The organism is Bacillus sp. AM1(2019) (genome assembly GCF_009906915.1).
Classification (GTDB): Bacteria; Bacillota; Bacilli; order Bacillales; family Bacillaceae; genus Bacillus; species Bacillus velezensis.
Map to the genome: position 1 here is coordinate 2201976 of NZ_CP047644.1, position 14391 is coordinate 2216366.

Annotated in this window: 20 protein-coding genes and 1 pseudogene; 10 read left to right on the plus strand and 11 right to left on the minus strand. The window is 44.4% G+C overall.

Annotated features, from left to right (window positions below; translation table 11 throughout):
* Positions 1 to 107 precede the first annotated feature (107 nt).
* The 4 genes and pseudogenes from metA (at position 108) to cspD (ending at position 2802) form a co-directional block, all read left to right on the plus strand.
* Positions 108 to 1013 carry a homoserine O-acetyltransferase MetA gene (gene metA / locus GNE05_RS10595; RefSeq protein WP_003153608.1) on the plus strand — a complete coding sequence of 302 codons (906 nt, stop codon included), beginning with the start codon at positions 108 to 110 and terminating at the stop codon, positions 1011 to 1013.
* A gap of 224 nt (positions 1014 to 1237) precedes the next feature.
* The gene (locus GNE05_RS10600) at positions 1238 to 2380 is read left to right on the plus strand and encodes a diglucosyl diacylglycerol synthase (protein WP_007409520.1); all 1143 of its coding nucleotides are present in this window, start codon (positions 1238 to 1240) and stop codon (positions 2378 to 2380) included.
* 94 nt (positions 2381 to 2474) lie between these two features.
* Positions 2475 to 2586 (plus strand): annotated as a pseudogene (locus GNE05_RS10605) (hypothetical protein); the annotation flags it as partial.
* Positions 2587 to 2601: 15 nt separating this feature from the next.
* Positions 2602 to 2802, plus strand: coding sequence for a cold-shock protein CspD (cspD, locus tag GNE05_RS10610; RefSeq protein ID WP_003153604.1), 201 nt, complete (start codon positions 2602 to 2604; stop codon positions 2800 to 2802).
* Positions 2803 to 2853: 51 nt separating this feature from the next.
* Here the strand turns inward: cspD and GNE05_RS10615 are convergent, their stop codons facing one another.
* On the minus strand, positions 2854 to 3036 hold the full coding sequence (locus GNE05_RS10615; protein WP_012117812.1) for a hypothetical protein: 183 nt from the start codon (positions 3034 to 3036) through the stop codon (positions 2854 to 2856).
* Between the two features lie 161 nt (positions 3037 to 3197).
* On the opposite strand from GNE05_RS10615, the gene GNE05_RS10620 reads away from it, so the two are divergent.
* Positions 3198 to 3455, plus strand: coding sequence for a DUF2564 family protein (locus tag GNE05_RS10620; RefSeq protein ID WP_160182739.1), 258 nt, complete (start codon positions 3198 to 3200; stop codon positions 3453 to 3455).
* Positions 3456 to 3481: 26 nt separating this feature from the next.
* On the opposite strand, the gene GNE05_RS10625 is transcribed toward GNE05_RS10620, so the two are convergent.
* Entirely contained in the window at positions 3482 to 3664 is a 183-nt protein-coding gene (locus GNE05_RS10625; protein ID WP_060562811.1) for a zinc-finger domain-containing protein, read from the minus strand.
* 2 nt (positions 3665 to 3666) lie between these two features.
* The gene (locus GNE05_RS10630; RefSeq protein WP_080130255.1) at positions 3667 to 4338 is read right to left on the minus strand and encodes a ribonuclease H family protein; all 672 of its coding nucleotides are present in this window, start codon (positions 4336 to 4338) and stop codon (positions 3667 to 3669) included.
* 81 nt (positions 4339 to 4419) lie between these two features.
* On the opposite strand from GNE05_RS10630, the gene GNE05_RS10635 reads away from it, so the two are divergent.
* From GNE05_RS10635 to sspL, 3 genes are read left to right on the plus strand one after another with little or no spacing between them, the layout of a single operon-like run.
* Positions 4420 to 5100 carry a queuosine precursor transporter gene (locus tag GNE05_RS10635; RefSeq protein WP_012117815.1) on the plus strand — a complete coding sequence of 227 codons (681 nt, stop codon included), beginning with the start codon at positions 4420 to 4422 and terminating at the stop codon, positions 5098 to 5100.
* 6 nt (positions 5101 to 5106) lie between these two features.
* A complete protein-coding gene (locus GNE05_RS10640; protein WP_015240064.1) occupies positions 5107 to 5499 on the plus strand; it encodes a reverse transcriptase-like protein in 393 nt (130 codons plus the stop codon).
* A gap of 51 nt (positions 5500 to 5550) precedes the next feature.
* On the plus strand, positions 5551 to 5679 hold the full coding sequence (sspL, locus tag GNE05_RS10645; protein WP_003153575.1) for a small, acid-soluble spore protein L: 129 nt from the start codon (positions 5551 to 5553) through the stop codon (positions 5677 to 5679).
* Positions 5680 to 5684: 5 nt separating this feature from the next.
* On the opposite strand, the gene GNE05_RS10650 is transcribed toward sspL, so the two are convergent.
* The 7 genes from GNE05_RS10650 to GNE05_RS10680 all read right to left on the minus strand — a co-directional run bounded on the left by GNE05_RS10650 (position 5685) and on the right by GNE05_RS10680 (position 12749).
* On the minus strand, positions 5685 to 6572 hold the full coding sequence (locus tag GNE05_RS10650; RefSeq protein ID WP_021494215.1) for a 5'-3' exonuclease: 888 nt from the start codon (positions 6570 to 6572) through the stop codon (positions 5685 to 5687).
* Between the two features lie 93 nt (positions 6573 to 6665).
* A complete protein-coding gene (locus GNE05_RS10655; RefSeq protein WP_014418168.1) occupies positions 6666 to 6809 on the minus strand; it encodes a hypothetical protein in 144 nt (47 codons plus the stop codon).
* A 76-nt stretch (positions 6810 to 6885) separates the two neighbouring features.
* Positions 6886 to 7143, minus strand: a complete 258-nt coding sequence (locus GNE05_RS10660; protein WP_012117818.1) for a YpbS family protein — start codon at positions 7141 to 7143, stop codon at positions 6886 to 6888.
* Between the two features lie 67 nt (positions 7144 to 7210).
* Entirely contained in the window at positions 7211 to 10792 is a 3582-nt protein-coding gene (locus tag GNE05_RS10665) for a dynamin GTPase (protein WP_029973665.1), read from the minus strand.
* A gap of 182 nt (positions 10793 to 10974) precedes the next feature.
* Positions 10975 to 11070, minus strand: coding sequence for a Fur-regulated basic protein FbpC (fbpC, locus tag GNE05_RS10670; RefSeq protein ID WP_025284905.1), 96 nt, complete (start codon positions 11068 to 11070; stop codon positions 10975 to 10977).
* 72 nt (positions 11071 to 11142) lie between these two features.
* Complete coding sequence (locus GNE05_RS10675) at positions 11143 to 11649, minus strand: isoprenylcysteine carboxyl methyltransferase family protein (protein ID WP_014418171.1); 507 nt, start codon at positions 11647 to 11649, stop codon at positions 11143 to 11145.
* The gene (locus GNE05_RS10680) at positions 11649 to 12749 is read right to left on the minus strand and encodes a type III polyketide synthase (RefSeq protein ID WP_160182740.1); all 1101 of its coding nucleotides are present in this window, start codon (positions 12747 to 12749) and stop codon (positions 11649 to 11651) included. Before GNE05_RS10680 ends, GNE05_RS10675 begins: the two co-directional genes overlap by 1 nt.
* A 166-nt stretch (positions 12750 to 12915) precedes the next feature.
* On the opposite strand from GNE05_RS10680, the gene GNE05_RS10685 reads away from it, so the two are divergent.
* Positions 12916 to 13524: a GNAT family N-acetyltransferase gene (locus GNE05_RS10685; RefSeq protein WP_014418173.1), complete on the plus strand. Its 609-nt coding sequence runs from the start codon at positions 12916 to 12918 to the stop codon at positions 13522 to 13524.
* Positions 13525 to 13552: 28 nt separating this feature from the next.
* On the opposite strand, the gene GNE05_RS10690 is transcribed toward GNE05_RS10685, so the two are convergent.
* Positions 13553 to 13861: an MGMT family protein gene (locus tag GNE05_RS10690; RefSeq protein WP_014418174.1), complete on the minus strand. Its 309-nt coding sequence runs from the start codon at positions 13859 to 13861 to the stop codon at positions 13553 to 13555.
* 221 nt (positions 13862 to 14082) lie between these two features.
* Here GNE05_RS10690 and GNE05_RS10695 point away from each other — a divergent pair, with 221 nt between their 5' ends.
* Positions 14083 to 14346 (plus strand): hypothetical protein, encoded by a 264-nt coding sequence (locus GNE05_RS10695; protein ID WP_017418009.1) that lies wholly within the window; start codon positions 14083 to 14085, stop codon positions 14344 to 14346.
* Positions 14347 to 14391: the final 45 nt, after the last annotated feature.

Consider the following 14391-nt stretch of genomic DNA (forward strand, 5'->3'; position numbering starts at 1 on the left):
CCTGTCATTATGCGTTAAATACGGTTTATTACGCCGGGATGGATTGAAAAATGGCTTAAAAATTTCTATAATGAAGAAAATTAACGGGGAATAACGGAGGTGGCATGTTGCCTATTAATATACCAAATCACCTGCCCGCTAAGCAGGTGCTTGAAAGTGAACACATCTTTGTAATGGATGAAAGCCGGGCTTTTCATCAGGATATCCGGCCGCAGAAGATCGTGATTTTAAATCTGATGCCGAAAAAAATCCAAACGGAAACCCAGCTCCTCAGGATGCTTGGGAATTCACCTTTACAAGTTCACTTTACGTTCTTAATTCCGAGCACACATACTCCAAAAAATACGGCAAGGCAGCATCTGGATGAATTTTATACGGATTTTTCCAGCATCCGCCACAAACGGTTTGACGGAATGATTATTACCGGGGCTCCGATTGAGCACCTGCCGTTTGAAGATGTTTCTTACTGGGAAGAATTGAAGGAAATCATGGAATGGAGCAAAACGAACGTCACTTCAACACTCCATATCTGCTGGGGCGCTCAAGCCGGTTTATACTATCATTACGGCATTGAGAAAGTGGAGCTGCCGAAAAAAATCTTCGGTGTGTTTGAGCATACCGTTCTTAAAAAACATGAGAGATTGGTAAGAGGATTTGACGAGCTATACTATGTGCCCCACTCACGGCATACAGATATTAATACGGAGCAGCTGCAATCGGCTTCGGATCTGGATGTGCTCAGCGTTTCAGAGGAAGCGGGGGTCTGTTTAATCGTTTCAAAAGACGAAAAACAGATTTTCTTAACGGGTCATCCGGAATATGATACCGATACGCTACTTCAGGAGTATGAGAGAGACATAGAGAGAAATCTTTCAAACGTAGAAGCTCCTAAGCACTATTTTGCGCCCGGCGGGAAAGAACCTGTTAACCGCTGGAAAGCTCATGCAACGTTATTGTTTATGAATTGGCTGAATTATTACGTATATCAGGAAACCCCGTATGAATGGGATTAATTTTTGTTTTGAGTGATACGGTGACAAAAATATGATAAAATACTCTTGATTCAGTATGCGTATAACAAAACTTTAAAATAATGGAACATATCAATTAAATTTAGTTTAAATATGTTGCCGCGCTTATTATAAAATGATGCACTTGTGTTATGTTTATCTATAGACAATAACTCCTTACGATGCATGAAGCTTGCTTGTTGTTGATTACATTGAGGTGAATTTACTTGAATACCAATAAAAAAGTATTAATTTTGACTGCAAATTACGGAAACGGACATGTTCAAGTGGCCAAAACGCTCTACGAACAATGTCTGCGTCTCGGCTTAGATGTGACGGTTTCCAATTTGTATCAAGAGTCAAATCCGATTGTTTCAGAGGTTACTCAATACCTTTATTTAAAAAGCTTCTCAATCGGAAAACAGTTTTATCGTTTGTTTTATTACGGAGTTGACAAAATCTATAATAAACGCAAATTCAATATTTATTTTAAAATGGGAAATAAACGTTTAGGCCAGCTCGTCGAAGAGCATAAGCCGGACATTATTATCAATACATTTCCGATGATTGTCGTACCGGAATACAGACGGAGAACCGGAAAAGTGATCCCGACGTTCAACGTTATGACCGATTTCTGCCTTCACAAAATCTGGGTTCATGAAAATGTTGATAAATATTATGTCGCCACAGATTACGTGAAGGAAAAACTGATTGAAATCGGCACTCACCCGAACAACGTAAAGATCACGGGCATTCCCATCAGGCCTCAATTCGAGGAATCAATGCCGAAAGAGCCGATTTATAAAAAATACAATCTCTCTCCCGACAAAAAAGTTCTTCTTATTATGGCGGGAGCGCATGGTGTGCTGAAAAACGTAAAAGAACTGTGCGAAAATCTCGTTCATGACGATCAGGTGCAGGTTGTGGTGGTATGCGGCAAAAACAGCTCGCTAAAAGAATCCCTCAGCAGCTTGGAAGGTGACAATGCCGACCGGCTGAAAGTTCTGGGCTATGTAGAAAGAATTGACGAGCTGTTCCGTATTACGGACTGCATGATCACAAAACCGGGCGGCATCACACTGACGGAAGCGACGGCGATCGGAGTACCCGTTATTTTGTACAAACCGGTTCCCGGGCAGGAAAAAGAAAACGCCATTTTCTTTGAAGATCGCGGTGCGGCTGTCGTGGTCAACCGCCACGAAGAAATTTTAGAGTCGGTCACCTCCCTTCTTGCGGATGAGGAGAAGCTGAACCGGATGAAGGACAATATTAAAAGCCTTCACCTCCCCAACTCTTCTGAAGTCATTTTGCAGGACATTATAAAAGAATCTGAAATGATGGCCGGGAAGGCGGATATGGCATTATCGTAAAAGAAAAGCACACGAACGATTCGTGTGCTTTTTGTTTTTTTCCGGTTAAGCTTTGTTACTGGAAAAATAAAGATAAAAAATAGGGAGCGGCTGCTTGACGTCCGCTCCCATATGGTGTATAGTTGAACCATCATTTAACAACGTTTACATACGTACGGTTGGATGATGACAAAATTTTTTTTAGCACGAAGGTGCTACAGTACTAGGAGGAATTAAGCAATATGCAAAACGGTAAAGTAAAATGGTTCAATAACGAAAAAGGATTCGGCTTCATCGAAGTTGAAGGCGGAGACGACGTATTTGTTCACTTCACTGCTATCGAAGGAGAAGGATACAAATCATTAGAAGAAGGACAAGAAGTTTCTTTTGAAATTGTCGAAGGTAATCGTGGACCTCAAGCTTCTAATGTTGTAAAACTCTAAACTCAATACATGTTGATCAGATGACAAATAGAGGAGAGGCGTATGCCTCTCCTATTTGATTGCCGTCTGAATCTCAATTGCAACAAGATTCTGCTTGCAGCGCTGCTCAATTTCTTCAATTTGTTTCTCCATTGACGGCATTCCTTTTTTTGCCATTTCCGCTAAACTTCCCAAATCACCGTATATTTCTTTAAATGTCTGCTGAAGGATTGTTTTTAAATCTTTATCATTCACGGCTGGTTTTTCCCTTCTCTCCCAAGATACCCTGAATAATAGTAAATAAGCCCTAATTAATCAGGTTCAATAGTTATATCGGCTTATTTTCTATATTTTTTTCTATTTTCCGTGCATATTTCTAAAAAAAATCTCCAAACTATTTGCGGAGGTGTTTTTTAATGGACTCTGAATTTTTCCCAAACGGACTGACGGATAAACGCCAGTTTGAATTAGCGGTGGAAACGGCCCAGAAAACAACGGGAGCGGCTACCCGGGGCCAAAATTCAACTTTGGTGGAATCTGCATACCAGGCGATTCAGGATGCCAGAACGATGTCACAATCCAGTGAACTGCAAGCTCTCGACCAGGATTTTCTGCAAAAGCAGCGAATGCTTCTCGACGATTGCCAGCATCAGCTTGATGAATTCGAAAAATAAAACCGCAGAAGCTGCGGTTTTATTTTTTATTGATTTGTCAGCACCTTGCCGTAGGCTTTCAGCTTCTCCCCCACTGTGCATTGGTTGATGCAGAAAGAATGAGCGTGATTTTTTCCAAACTCTTTGCGGAAATGCTTTTTTACGAAACAGTCTTTGCAATATTCATCCTGAAGCTCTGTCAATTCTTTATAAATGCTTTTTTTATCCAATATCAGTCATCTCCGTTACCTTCTAATGTTATGCGGCTTTCAATCTGCCGGTTCGAGAGAATTTTTCTGGCAAGGTCATCCGCTTCTTGATTTTCCTTTCGGTTTACGGCTTCATATGTCGGTGTCAGCTTTAAGGATTCGAGCAGCGCTTCAATTTTATCCAGCCATTCGTTTTGCGTTTCATCATAACACGGCCAGCTGCCGTCAAGCTGATGTAAAACGACGAGGGAATCCCCTCTTATCGTGATTGAATTTCTGCTTGCGCCAAGTTCCTGCACTTCCTTAAGGGCTTCGTACAAAGCGGCATATTCCGCCTCATTATTCGTCTGAAGCGTTAAGCTTTTGTTTTTCCGTATGCGGTGCCGCTTGCCGCCGAGAGAATAATACACGACAATTCCGAGTCCGGCGCGTCCGCTTGTTTTGTCAAAGCCGCCGTCGAAATACACTGTAATGTCGTCAGGTTCGTGCGCAAGCTCTTCAGTAAGCTTTTCTAATTCTTTAAGCGTCCAGCTCGCGCCTTTTTCATCCTCAAAATAAATGTCTTTTATATAAGGAAAGCGGCTGACTTCTCTTGCAAGCATGCGCGCTTTCGGAACGGTCAGCCAATCTTCGGAAAAAAATGCGACAGGGCCTGTTCCTTTTGCTTCTATTTCGATATACGGCTTAAGATTCATTGAAATCACCTTACCATTCATTAGTTGACGGGCGTGTGCTATAATCAAACCATTCTCAAATTGAAAGGAAGTCAGCAGGTTTTGTTTAACGATGTGTTATGGATTTTATTTGCGGTCATTCATTTTATCATTGTTCTTCTGTTTTATAAAGGATTTGGCAAAACGGGCCTATTCGTATGGATCGGTTTCGCCACGGTGTGCGCCAACTTGCAGGTTGTCAAAACAGTCGAGCTGTTCGGGCTTACGGCGACACTGGGAAATATCATGTACGGCACCGTTTTCTTCGCAACGGATGTGCTGAATGAAAAATACGGTCCCAGGGAAGCGCGCAAAGCCGTCTGGCTCGGGTTTTCCACTCTGCTCGCTTTGACATGCGCCATGCAGGGGGCTCTTTTATATAAACCGGCTGCGTCAGATATCGCACAGCCTGCCCTTGAGACGATTTTCGGTTTTCTGCCGCGTGTTGCGCTCGGAAGCCTCTTGGCTTTTATTTTCAGCCAAACGATAGATGTTTATGTATATTCAGCCATTCGGAGAATCTTTCCTTCAGACAGGCTTCTCTGGCTCAGAAACAGCGGAAGCACGGCGCTCAGCCAGCTGCTGGATACATTTATCTTCACTGCCGTGGCCTTTATCGGCGTTTATTCCGCGGGAGTATGGTTCAGCATCTTCATTTCAACTTACCTGATTAAATTTGCGGTATCACTCATTTCTGTCCCTTATGCGTATGCGGCAAAACGAATGACACCGAATGGAGAGTGACGGATGATGCCCGCTGAAATTTATGTAGACGGTGCAAGCGCCGGAAACCCGGGCCCGTCCGGTATCGGTATTTTTATTAAACATGACGGGGAAACAGAATCTTTCTCAATTCCGATCGGCGACCATTCAAATCAGGAAGCTGAATTTCTCGCTTTAATTGAAGGAATGAAGCTGTGTGCCGCCCGCGGATTTGAGTCCGTGTCATTCCGGACGGATTCGGATATCGTGGAGCGGGCCGCAGATCTTGAAGCGGTTAAAAACAAGGCTTTCCAGCCGTTTGTTGACGAAATCATCCGCTTAAAGGCCGAATTTCCATTGTTTTTCATTAAGTGGATTCCCGGCAGACAAAACCAAACAGCCGATCAGCTCGCAAAAAAAGCGATTCGGCTGAATAAATAACCGGAATGAAATTGCGTCTCACTGTTCATCCTACAAATGAGGTGAATAGCTATGAGAAAAGAAAATAAAGGCCGGCTGACCGGGGGCGTGAATCCTCAGGGAAATATGGAAGGAAACGCGCATAAAGACCCGAAATCAGCCCTTGAAAACAACGCAAAAAAAAGCAATACAAAACGCTAGAGGGATCAGCTGATCTCTCTGGCGTTCAGCTTTTCGAGCATTCTTTCAATTCCTTTTATCTGATGGCGTCTGAGCATTAAGGATGCTTCTTCCATCTTCAATGAAAAAAGTGCTTCTTCAAGCGTACAGACTAACGGCACCTCGCAATGTATTTCAGCAAGCTGCCTTGACAGCTCCAATTCTTTCAGGCTTTGCTGAATTTTCGTTTGCTGGCCCTTCGGCAAGAGAGCGAGGCTTTCTAATAACCGGTCTATGTTTTGATATTCACGGATCAGCTTGTACGCCGTTTTTTCCCCGATCCCTTTAACGCCGGGATAGTTATCGCTCGTGTCTCCCATCAGCGCCTTAATGTCAATCAGCGCTTTTGGCGGAACTCCCGTTTCTTCTCTGAATATCTCATCTGTATATACCTTATAATTGCCGATACCCTTTTGCAGCAGCGCTACTTGAACTTGATGATTCAGCAGTTGAAGCAGATCTTTATCACCCGTTACAATCGTAATTTCCGCTTCCCCGGAAAATAGGGCAGAAAGCGTACCGATACAGTCATCCGCTTCATAGCCTTTTATGCCGATGTTTAAAAAACCGAGCTCTCGCGCTGCTTCTTTCGCTAGATCAAATTGCGGAATCAGCTCTAGCGGCGGTTCGCTTCTGTTGGCCTTATAATCTTGAAACAAGTCATTGCGGTACGTTTTGCTTCCCATATCCCAGCAGCAGACGACATGTGTGGGTTGAAACGTATCAACCGCCGTAATAAGATGCTTTAAAAAACCGTTGACGCCGTTTGTGGGAATTCCGTTTTCATTTATCATAAAATTGCGATGAACGGCCGTCGCGAAAAACGAGCGGAACAAAAGCGCCATGCCGTCAACGAGCAGTAATTTATTATTCATATATCGAAACTCCTTTTTATTCAATGTTCCTATTTTACCAAAGAAGGCGGTAAAAAAACAGCATCCCCCCATTTGGAAGATGCTGCCGTCACGTTACTCACCGTGTCTTTTATTGCTTGCTATCAGCTTTTCAGCTTCACGGCCGGCATAAGAATCAAATTTCTGTCCGAAGCCGTTTTTCTTTTTGGCATTGTTATTCTGCTGAGCATTTCTGTTTCCCAGTTTTGTTCTGCCCATGGTCATATCCCCCTTTAGAGAAGATACGAATAGTATGTACAGCAAGCGCTGATGACACACGCGGCAGGTTCATCCATTACTGTCTGCTGACGAATTCTTTCACCATCTCTTCACTTACGAATCGTCTTTGCGGCACGATGCCCTTTTTCGCCAGCTGGTTCATTTTTGCGGTGATGCCATTGATGGCATCTGTCGTGAACGGTTTATTCTGTCTGCATTTTACAATGGCTTCTTCAATGGCCTGTTCACGCTCATAATCAAGCTGTACAAATGTTTTGACGTGCTGATGCTGTTTTGCGGAATGTGCTGAAATTGCTTTATGGACTTCTGACATAAAAGGTTTCATCTCGCTTTTTTCATTTTAGTCTACCACGACTGATATCTGCCCGCCAACCGGATTTTTAAATTTTCAGCATTTCATCTTTCTTTTTCCATGCTTTTTCGGCTTCGTAAAGGTGTTCAATTTCCCTTGCACTCGTATTTTCCGCAAGACCTTGTAAATAAGTGTCCCGCTGCTCGCGGATCTGGGACAGGCTTTTATCCGCCATTTCTTCTTGCAGACGGCGCACCTGCTCAGCATATCGCTCTGAAAGGCTTTCTTTCTCCTGCTCAAGCCACTTTTCTGTCACTTTTTGCAGGCTGAGCCTGAGCCCTTCTACAAACGCTGCTTTTCCGTTCTGTTCAAAAAACTGCTTCGGTGATTTAACTTCCTTTACGTGATGTGAGAATGCCGAGACGTCAATGACCGGAGCGACCTCTTTCAGCTGAACGGCAAATTCGTTTTCACCGCTGACATAAATGGAGAAATCTCCGTCTTCCATAAGCTTCTTCTGACAGTTTTCCATCCATTCCTCAGTCATATGGCGCTCAATAAAACCGGTCATCCGGATATCGAGCGTTTTCAGCTCTTGAATATATTCAAAACGGAATTCCTTGAGCGCTTCATTCAGCGCCGCTGATATATTTTGTTTCCAATCACCGTTTTGAAGACCCGGATGGAAGGCGGTTTTCAGCATATCATTCGCATAAAACGTCAGGCGATGTTTAATGTGATAGAGCTGTTCTTCCGTATCTTTCATCACTTTTCGAATGATGACCTCAGACGTACGGCGCTTTGAAATGTCACCGAGAGCTTTTTCATAGGAAGACTCCAGACGCTGTTTCTTTTTCTCTTTTTCTTCTGCCGACTGGTGAAGAGATTCGTGAAGCTGTTCCACCATACCGCACAATTTGTCCGCCTCTGTTTTCAGCTGGGCGCAGCTGGCCCTCATTACATCTTCCTCAATAAAGTGCTCAAGCCCGGTTCTTACATCAGAGAACCTGTTATAAAAAGCTTCTTTTTTACCCGCAAGCTCTTCTTTACTTGAGACATGATATAATTTCGGCCGGTTAATTCCCTCTTTTGAGAGTTCTGAGCGGACATAGTCTTTGACGGTTTCCAGCTCGCTTTCGGTTTTGGCCAGATCGGCGGCGTTAATGACAAAAAACATTTTATCCATGCCGAATGCTTCTTTGACGAGGCCGAGTTTCTTCAGAAAAGACCTGTCTCCTTTTGAAAAAGAATGCTGATAGTACGTCATATAAAAGAACGCGTCAGCATCTTTTATATATTGAAAGGCAAGTTCCGTATGGCGCTTATTGATACTGCTTGCTCCCGGCGTATCAACAATGGTGATGCCTTTTTGCGTGAGAGGCGAATCATAATAGACGGTGACTTCTTTTACGCAGCAGGCCGTTTTTTCTTCGGCTGCGTACGGTTTTACATCTTCAACCGGCACCGTCAGTGTCAGCCTTTGACGGATCTGTTCTTCATACGTATCAAACGCCTGCAGCATCGTCTGAATCACAGGAATAAGTTCACCCGGAACTTTTCCCTTTTTAATGGCATAATTCCATCTCTCTTTCAGTGAACGCCCCTTTACGTCAGCGTCTTTCAGCTCAGTCAGCTGAAGCATTTCAGCGTCCAGCTCCTCCTCCGTTTTAAAAACGATCTCCGCAGATTTATGCGGTTTGCCGTCTTGCGGTTTCGTTATTTTGTTGATCGTAGCCGTTGTGGGCGTCGGAGATGACGGAAGCACGTATTCACCGACAAGCGCATTTGCAAATGATGATTTACCGGAACTGAATCCGCCGAATAACGCCAAGGTAAACTGGCGGTTTTCAAGCCGCTCAATCCTGCTTCGAAAGGCTTCTGCCTGTTTTCCTAATATGCTTGAGGATTCAAGAATCCCGGCAAGCTCATAGAACCGATCAGTCTGCTCTTTTATAGGAAGTTCCTTCATCGCATTTTTTTCGGGCTTGCTTACTTCATGCCGTACAGCCTCTTTTGGTTTCTCTTTTTGGACAGGCGCTTTTGCAAGGCGTTTTTTTCGCGTATACCAGTCGCCGTTTCCCGTATCACAGGTCAATTCTTCTTCCCACAAAGCGCGGACTCGGGCTGCTTTTTCCAAGGCATTGCGTTCTTCTTTTGCCGATTGCGCGAGCTCATCCCTTATTTTCTTTTCTTTTTCGAGCCGGTTTTTCAAGTTCTCAATGAGCGGTCCGTTTTTTGTCTGAACATAAGCGGTCAGCTCCTCAATGAGTTCCGCTGTCTGTCTTTTGGCTTCCCTTCTGATCATTTCAGCGAGGTCTTTCGTATAAGTTAATACGTATTCAGATGAAAAGGCCGCTCCCTGCTTAAGGGCCTGAGCGGTGATATCATCAGAAAGCGGTGTACGGTACGCCTGGATTTTCCTGATCAGTTCGTCCGAATCCGCTTCATACCGCTTGGCCGCTTTCGTAAATGTGTCGATAATATGCCAATCCGCTTCCCCTTCCGTTCTTTTTTTAATATCGGCAAAAAATTCAGCACGCCTTCTTTCTTTTTCCGAAGCCGTTTTCGCTTTTGAAAAGAATAACCCAGTTTTAAATGAGGGCTGCTGTGATTCAATATAAGCAGATGCAAGCTCCCTCATCTCAAAGGGTGTCAGATTAGCGTTTTGCAATATGTTCTGCACGTCTTTTCTGATGTCTTTCTCTGCTGTTTCAGCCTGTTGAACGGCTTTTTTAAGCTCATCTTCAACAGAACGGACAAGTGCTTCTTGTTTGTCAAACTGCTCTCCGCTGCCGTTTTTATCTTCTTTTACGAGCATCTCTGTATGCTCTGTGACTAAGTGTGCGACTTTTCTCTCCGTTAAGGACCATAAATTTGTTTTTGCCTGCTGTTTCAGCTTCTGCAGATGTTTTTTCAGCTGTTCCATGCCGTTTAAAGGATGGTCAGGCTCAGTGACAGACGTAAAGAAAAGCGATTCTTTCGGTATTCCCGCGTCTTCAAGCATATCTTCCACCTGCCTGCGGTACGCTTCAAACTTCGTTTCAGTTTCATCATGCCTGTCAATTTGGTTGACGATCAGAAACAAATTCGGAATACGGTCTTTGATGGAACTGAGAAACATCATATTTTCTTCTGAATGAACGTGATTATAATGAACGACGTAAAATAAAGCGTCAGCCTGATGGAGAACCGAAGACGCAGATAAAAAATGCGCTTCGTCCGTCGAATCAATTCCCGGTGTGTCGATGTAGGCCGCATAAGGCTCTGACTCCTTAAAGCCGGCATAGACTTCCACCGTCTCAATTTGCTCACCATCTTTACAGAATTGCTGCACTTGTTCTTTATCGTAACTTCCTTTGATCTCTGCATAAGCACCGTCCGTCGTATGAAGCACGACTTTATCTTCACCGTGCCGGATGACAACGAGGTTGGCGCTTGTAGGAATCGGGCTTGTCGGCAGTATGTCTTCACCGAGCAATGTGTTTAATAAAGAGGACTTTCCGGCCGAATAATGCCCGGTAAACGCGATATAAACCTCTTCATCAGCCGCTTTTTTCATAATGGCCACGAGCTGATCGGCCCGTTTTTCATCCTGATGATCCAAAAATTGTGCGTATAAGGCACCCGTTCTGCTGAAAATCTCCCTGTTATGGCGTTCTTCTTCTGTCATGTGTCTTTACCCCTTTGTGTCTGTCGCATCAAATGACGTTTTCATTTTTAGAAAGCTCTGAAAAAAACCTCTCCCCCATTTTACACAAGAATGGCACACTTTTCTTCAGGAAACGCAAAAAAGCCGCCGATATCGGCAGCTGATAAAGAAAAAACACCCGCGGCAGGAAAAACCGCAGATGTTTAAGAAGACATCGATTTATTCGAAACTTTTTTCAATACGAAACCAATTAAAACACTGTATGTACAAACGGCTGCAAATAAAAATAACATTGTCATTTTCGGCACCACCTTGAATGAGAATCATTTTCATATTTATATCTTATCATGAGTGAGAATGATTTTCAATCTCTATTTTGCGGTGTTTTCTTCTAGCGCTTTCTCTTCGGCGCGAATCCTCACAGTGAGCATGCAGGCATTGAGAATCGAAAAGAGAAACAGTGTCCAATACGCTCCGTATAACAGCGGCAGAAAAATAAATTCTAAGATGACGACCGCGTAGTTCGGGTGTTTCATCCACCTGTACGGCCCCTTTCTGACAAGCTCCGCATCCGGCACGACAAGGATTTTAGTATTCCAATACCGTCCTAATGATAATAGCGCCCAATACCTGATCCCCTGTACAAATAAAATGATACATATAATGGCGGCCCACCTTGGAGAAAGCGTTTTTTGAAACGCCGCCACCTCAGCTGTAAGAGAGACAAAAAAGAGCACATGCATCAGGACGAGAAAGGGATAATGTCCTTCTCCGTATTCGACTGCGCCTTGCTTTTTCACCTTTTGCTCATTGCGCCGGGCCACGATCATCTCCGCAATCCGCTGGGCCGCAAGCAGCATGATAAACAGCAAAAACATTAAGAAGCCCCCTTTTCCCAGCTGAACAGCAAAAGCTCAGACGAAAATCCCGGCCCGAGAGCGCCGATCAGCCCTTTTTCGTTTTCTTTCTGCCGTCCGTGGAGCAACTGTTCTTTTATCACATGAAAAATAGTTACGGAAGACATGTTCCCGTGTTTTTGCAGCACCTTCCGAGATGCCGCAAGCTGACCGGTGTCCATTGAAAGACTCGTTAAATAGGCGTCAATGACCTTTTTCCCGCCTGGATGGGCAAGAAAGGTTTTAATGTCGTGAGGACTGACACCATATTCAAATAAAAATTCATCAACATTGTCCTTCAGCCACTGTGAAACCAGGGTGGGAATATCTCTTGAAAAAATGACTTGAAAACCGCTGTCGGTGAATTCCCAGCCCATCACATCTTCCGCATCCGGCATCATCACCGATTGAGTGGCGAATATCCGCGGAAGAAGCGGCTGTTTGACGTCGTTTCGGTTCGCCTTTTCTCCTCCGATTAGTACTGCGGCAATTCCGTCCGCAAACAGGGAAGTTCCGATTAAGTTGCTTTTTGACTTGTCGTTCGGCTGAAACGTTAAGCTGCAGAGTTCAGCCGCGATGACAAGCGCGTATGCTTCAGGATACGCGCGGCAGTATTCGTACGCCCTGGACAGGCCGGCCGCTCCGCCCGCGCATCCTAAACCCCAGATCGGTATCCGTTTTGTTTTCGCAGAAAACGGAAGCTGATTCATCACTTTCGCTTCAATGCTGGGTGTCGAAAGCCCGGTGCTGGAAATAAAAAAGATCGCATCCACTTTTTCATACGGAAAGGGATTTGTTAAACAATCCGGGTTTGTTAAACAATCAAGTGCCGCATCCGCACTGTGCTTGACGGTTTCTTCCGTATACAGCCGGTTTTTTTCTGAAAAACCCCGTGCCGTTTTATACCATTCAATCGGCCGGACAAACTGCCTTGATTCAATTTCGCCGTTTTGAAAGGCTTTTAACAGCCGGTCAATATCCTTAAATGAATCGGCAAACATCCCTCTCGCAAAATCCGCCGCCGTTTCTTGCGAGACATGATACTTCGGAATGCTCGTTCCGACAGATAACACATATGCCATGCCCATCACCTCTTTACATAAAGGTTTCCGCTTTTTTCCTGAATGTATGCATAAGTGTGAATCGAGAATTTCACTGACATGCCATTTTAATAGGAAATTGGCCCTTTTGAATAAGAAACCGTTCGACTATACTTGATCCATTCATAAAAAAAAGGTTGTGATAGGAATGCTGAAGCCTGTCATTCTTAAAGGGTCACTCGTTCAGTTAGAGCCGCTGGCGATTGATCACACTCAGGCACTTTGTGACGCTGCTTCAGAAAATAGGACGACTTACGCTTACACCCATGTTCCTGACGGAATCGAAGAAACAAAGCGTTATATTGAGCGCGCGCTTTCCGATTATGAAAAAAGACTTGCATTGCCTTTTGCAGTACGGAGTCTTGAAACAGACCGAATCGTCGGGAGCACGAGGTTTATGGATGCGGAAGTGTTTACGCGGCCGACAGATGCATCTCCGGAAGTGTGTGAGATCGGCAGCACTTGGTATGCCTCTGCCGTGCAGCGGACCGGTGTCAATACGGAATGTAAACTTCTGATGCTGACCCATGCGTTTGACGTGTGGCAAGCTGTCAGGGTGACGCTGAAAACCGACGTTCGCAACCAGCGCTCACGGACTGCGATTTTGCGGATCGGAGCCCAATTTGAAGGGATCCGCCGCGCACACATTCCGGCTGTCGACGGCGGCCTCAGAGATACCGCCTACTACTCCATCCTTCGGGAGGAATGGCCTTATATCCGGCAAAACCTTTCTGGCCGGCTCAAAGCATATAACTGAAAAACCTGCCGATATACGGCAGGTTTTTTTACATATTCGGATCATAGACGTATAAATTGAGATCGATCCGTCCGTCTGACGTGACCGCTACCCCCTCAGCTTCAAGAGACAGCTTCTGTACGGAAAACATCTCTTCATCTCTCAATCCGATTTCGCCCTTTGCATTGATGACCCTGTGCCAAGGAAGATGATGCTTTTTACTCATGGAGTGAAGAATCCGCACAACCTGCCTCGCTCCCCGCGGACTTCCCGCAAGACCGGCAATTTGACCATACGTCATCACTTTTCCTTCAGGTATCTGTTTGATAATGGCTACCGCCCGTGCCGTAAATGTCATGCAACTCCTCATTTCGCAAGAGCAGATGATTTTTGAGAAAATCAGCTACTTCCTGATCTTATTTTTATAGATGATAATTGCTTCATCATCATACTTATTTCAACTCTGCGTTTAAATAGATTATCTGTTTGTTCACAAAAAATTAACAAAGATAAGCATGTACTTATTTAACATAATATGTAATAATACAATTGTATCAAAAAAGAAAAGGAGTGTTTACAATGAAAATGAAAAAAACTTTAGCCGGCTCAGCCCTATCACTCGCTTTACTCTGTTCTGCCGCCCCTGCTTTTGCCGCAGGTCCTGCTGATACACCTTCTGCAGAAAGTAAAACGAAGGAAGTATCTGCTTTGGCGACGTTCATACTTAATGGTTCTGGCCCTGATTATCCTACTTCAATTTACCGGAATGGAATCACCTATTATTTAGACAACATCACCTTCCATGGTGCTGATGGCACTTGGACAGCCGTCTACAAAAGCTGATTTTTCATGACGGGCGGAAAGTTTGTCTTAAGTAATAACTAAAAA

Bases quoted from the DNA above. Each gene is read 5' to 3' on its own strand.
- cspD (WP_003153604.1), top strand. From the start codon at position 2,602: ATGCAAAACGGTAAAGTAAAATGGTTCAATAACGAAAAAGGATTCGGC.
- GNE05_RS10620 (WP_160182739.1), top strand. From the start codon at position 3,198: ATGGACTCTGAATTTTTCCCAAACGGACTGACGGATAAACGCCAGTTT.
- GNE05_RS10630 (WP_080130255.1), bottom strand. From the start codon at position 4,338: ATGAATCTTAAGCCGTATATCGAAATAGAAGCAAAAGGAACAGGCCCT.
- GNE05_RS10640 (WP_015240064.1), top strand. From the start codon at position 5,107: ATGCCCGCTGAAATTTATGTAGACGGTGCAAGCGCCGGAAACCCGGGC.
- sspL (WP_003153575.1), top strand. From the start codon at position 5,551: ATGAGAAAAGAAAATAAAGGCCGGCTGACCGGGGGCGTGAATCCTCAG.
- GNE05_RS10650 (WP_021494215.1), bottom strand. From the start codon at position 6,572: ATGAATAATAAATTACTGCTCGTTGACGGCATGGCGCTTTTGTTCCGC.
- GNE05_RS10655 (WP_014418168.1), bottom strand. From the start codon at position 6,809: ATGGGCAGAACAAAACTGGGAAACAGAAATGCTCAGCAGAATAACAAT.
- GNE05_RS10660 (WP_012117818.1), bottom strand. From the start codon at position 7,143: ATGTCAGAAGTCCATAAAGCAATTTCAGCACATTCCGCAAAACAGCAT.
- GNE05_RS10665 (WP_029973665.1), bottom strand. From the start codon at position 10,792: ATGACAGAAGAAGAACGCCATAACAGGGAGATTTTCAGCAGAACGGGT.
- fbpC (WP_025284905.1), bottom strand. From the start codon at position 11,070: ATGACAATGTTATTTTTATTTGCAGCCGTTTGTACATACAGTGTTTTA.
- GNE05_RS10675 (WP_014418171.1), bottom strand. From the start codon at position 11,649: ATGTTTTTGCTGTTTATCATGCTGCTTGCGGCCCAGCGGATTGCGGAG.
- GNE05_RS10680 (WP_160182740.1), bottom strand. From the start codon at position 12,749: ATGGCATATGTGTTATCTGTCGGAACGAGCATTCCGAAGTATCATGTC.
- GNE05_RS10685 (WP_014418173.1), top strand. From the start codon at position 12,916: ATGCTGAAGCCTGTCATTCTTAAAGGGTCACTCGTTCAGTTAGAGCCG.
- GNE05_RS10690 (WP_014418174.1), bottom strand. From the start codon at position 13,861: ATGACATTTACGGCACGGGCGGTAGCCATTATCAAACAGATACCTGAA.
- GNE05_RS10695 (WP_017418009.1), top strand. From the start codon at position 14,083: ATGAAAATGAAAAAAACTTTAGCCGGCTCAGCCCTATCACTCGCTTTA.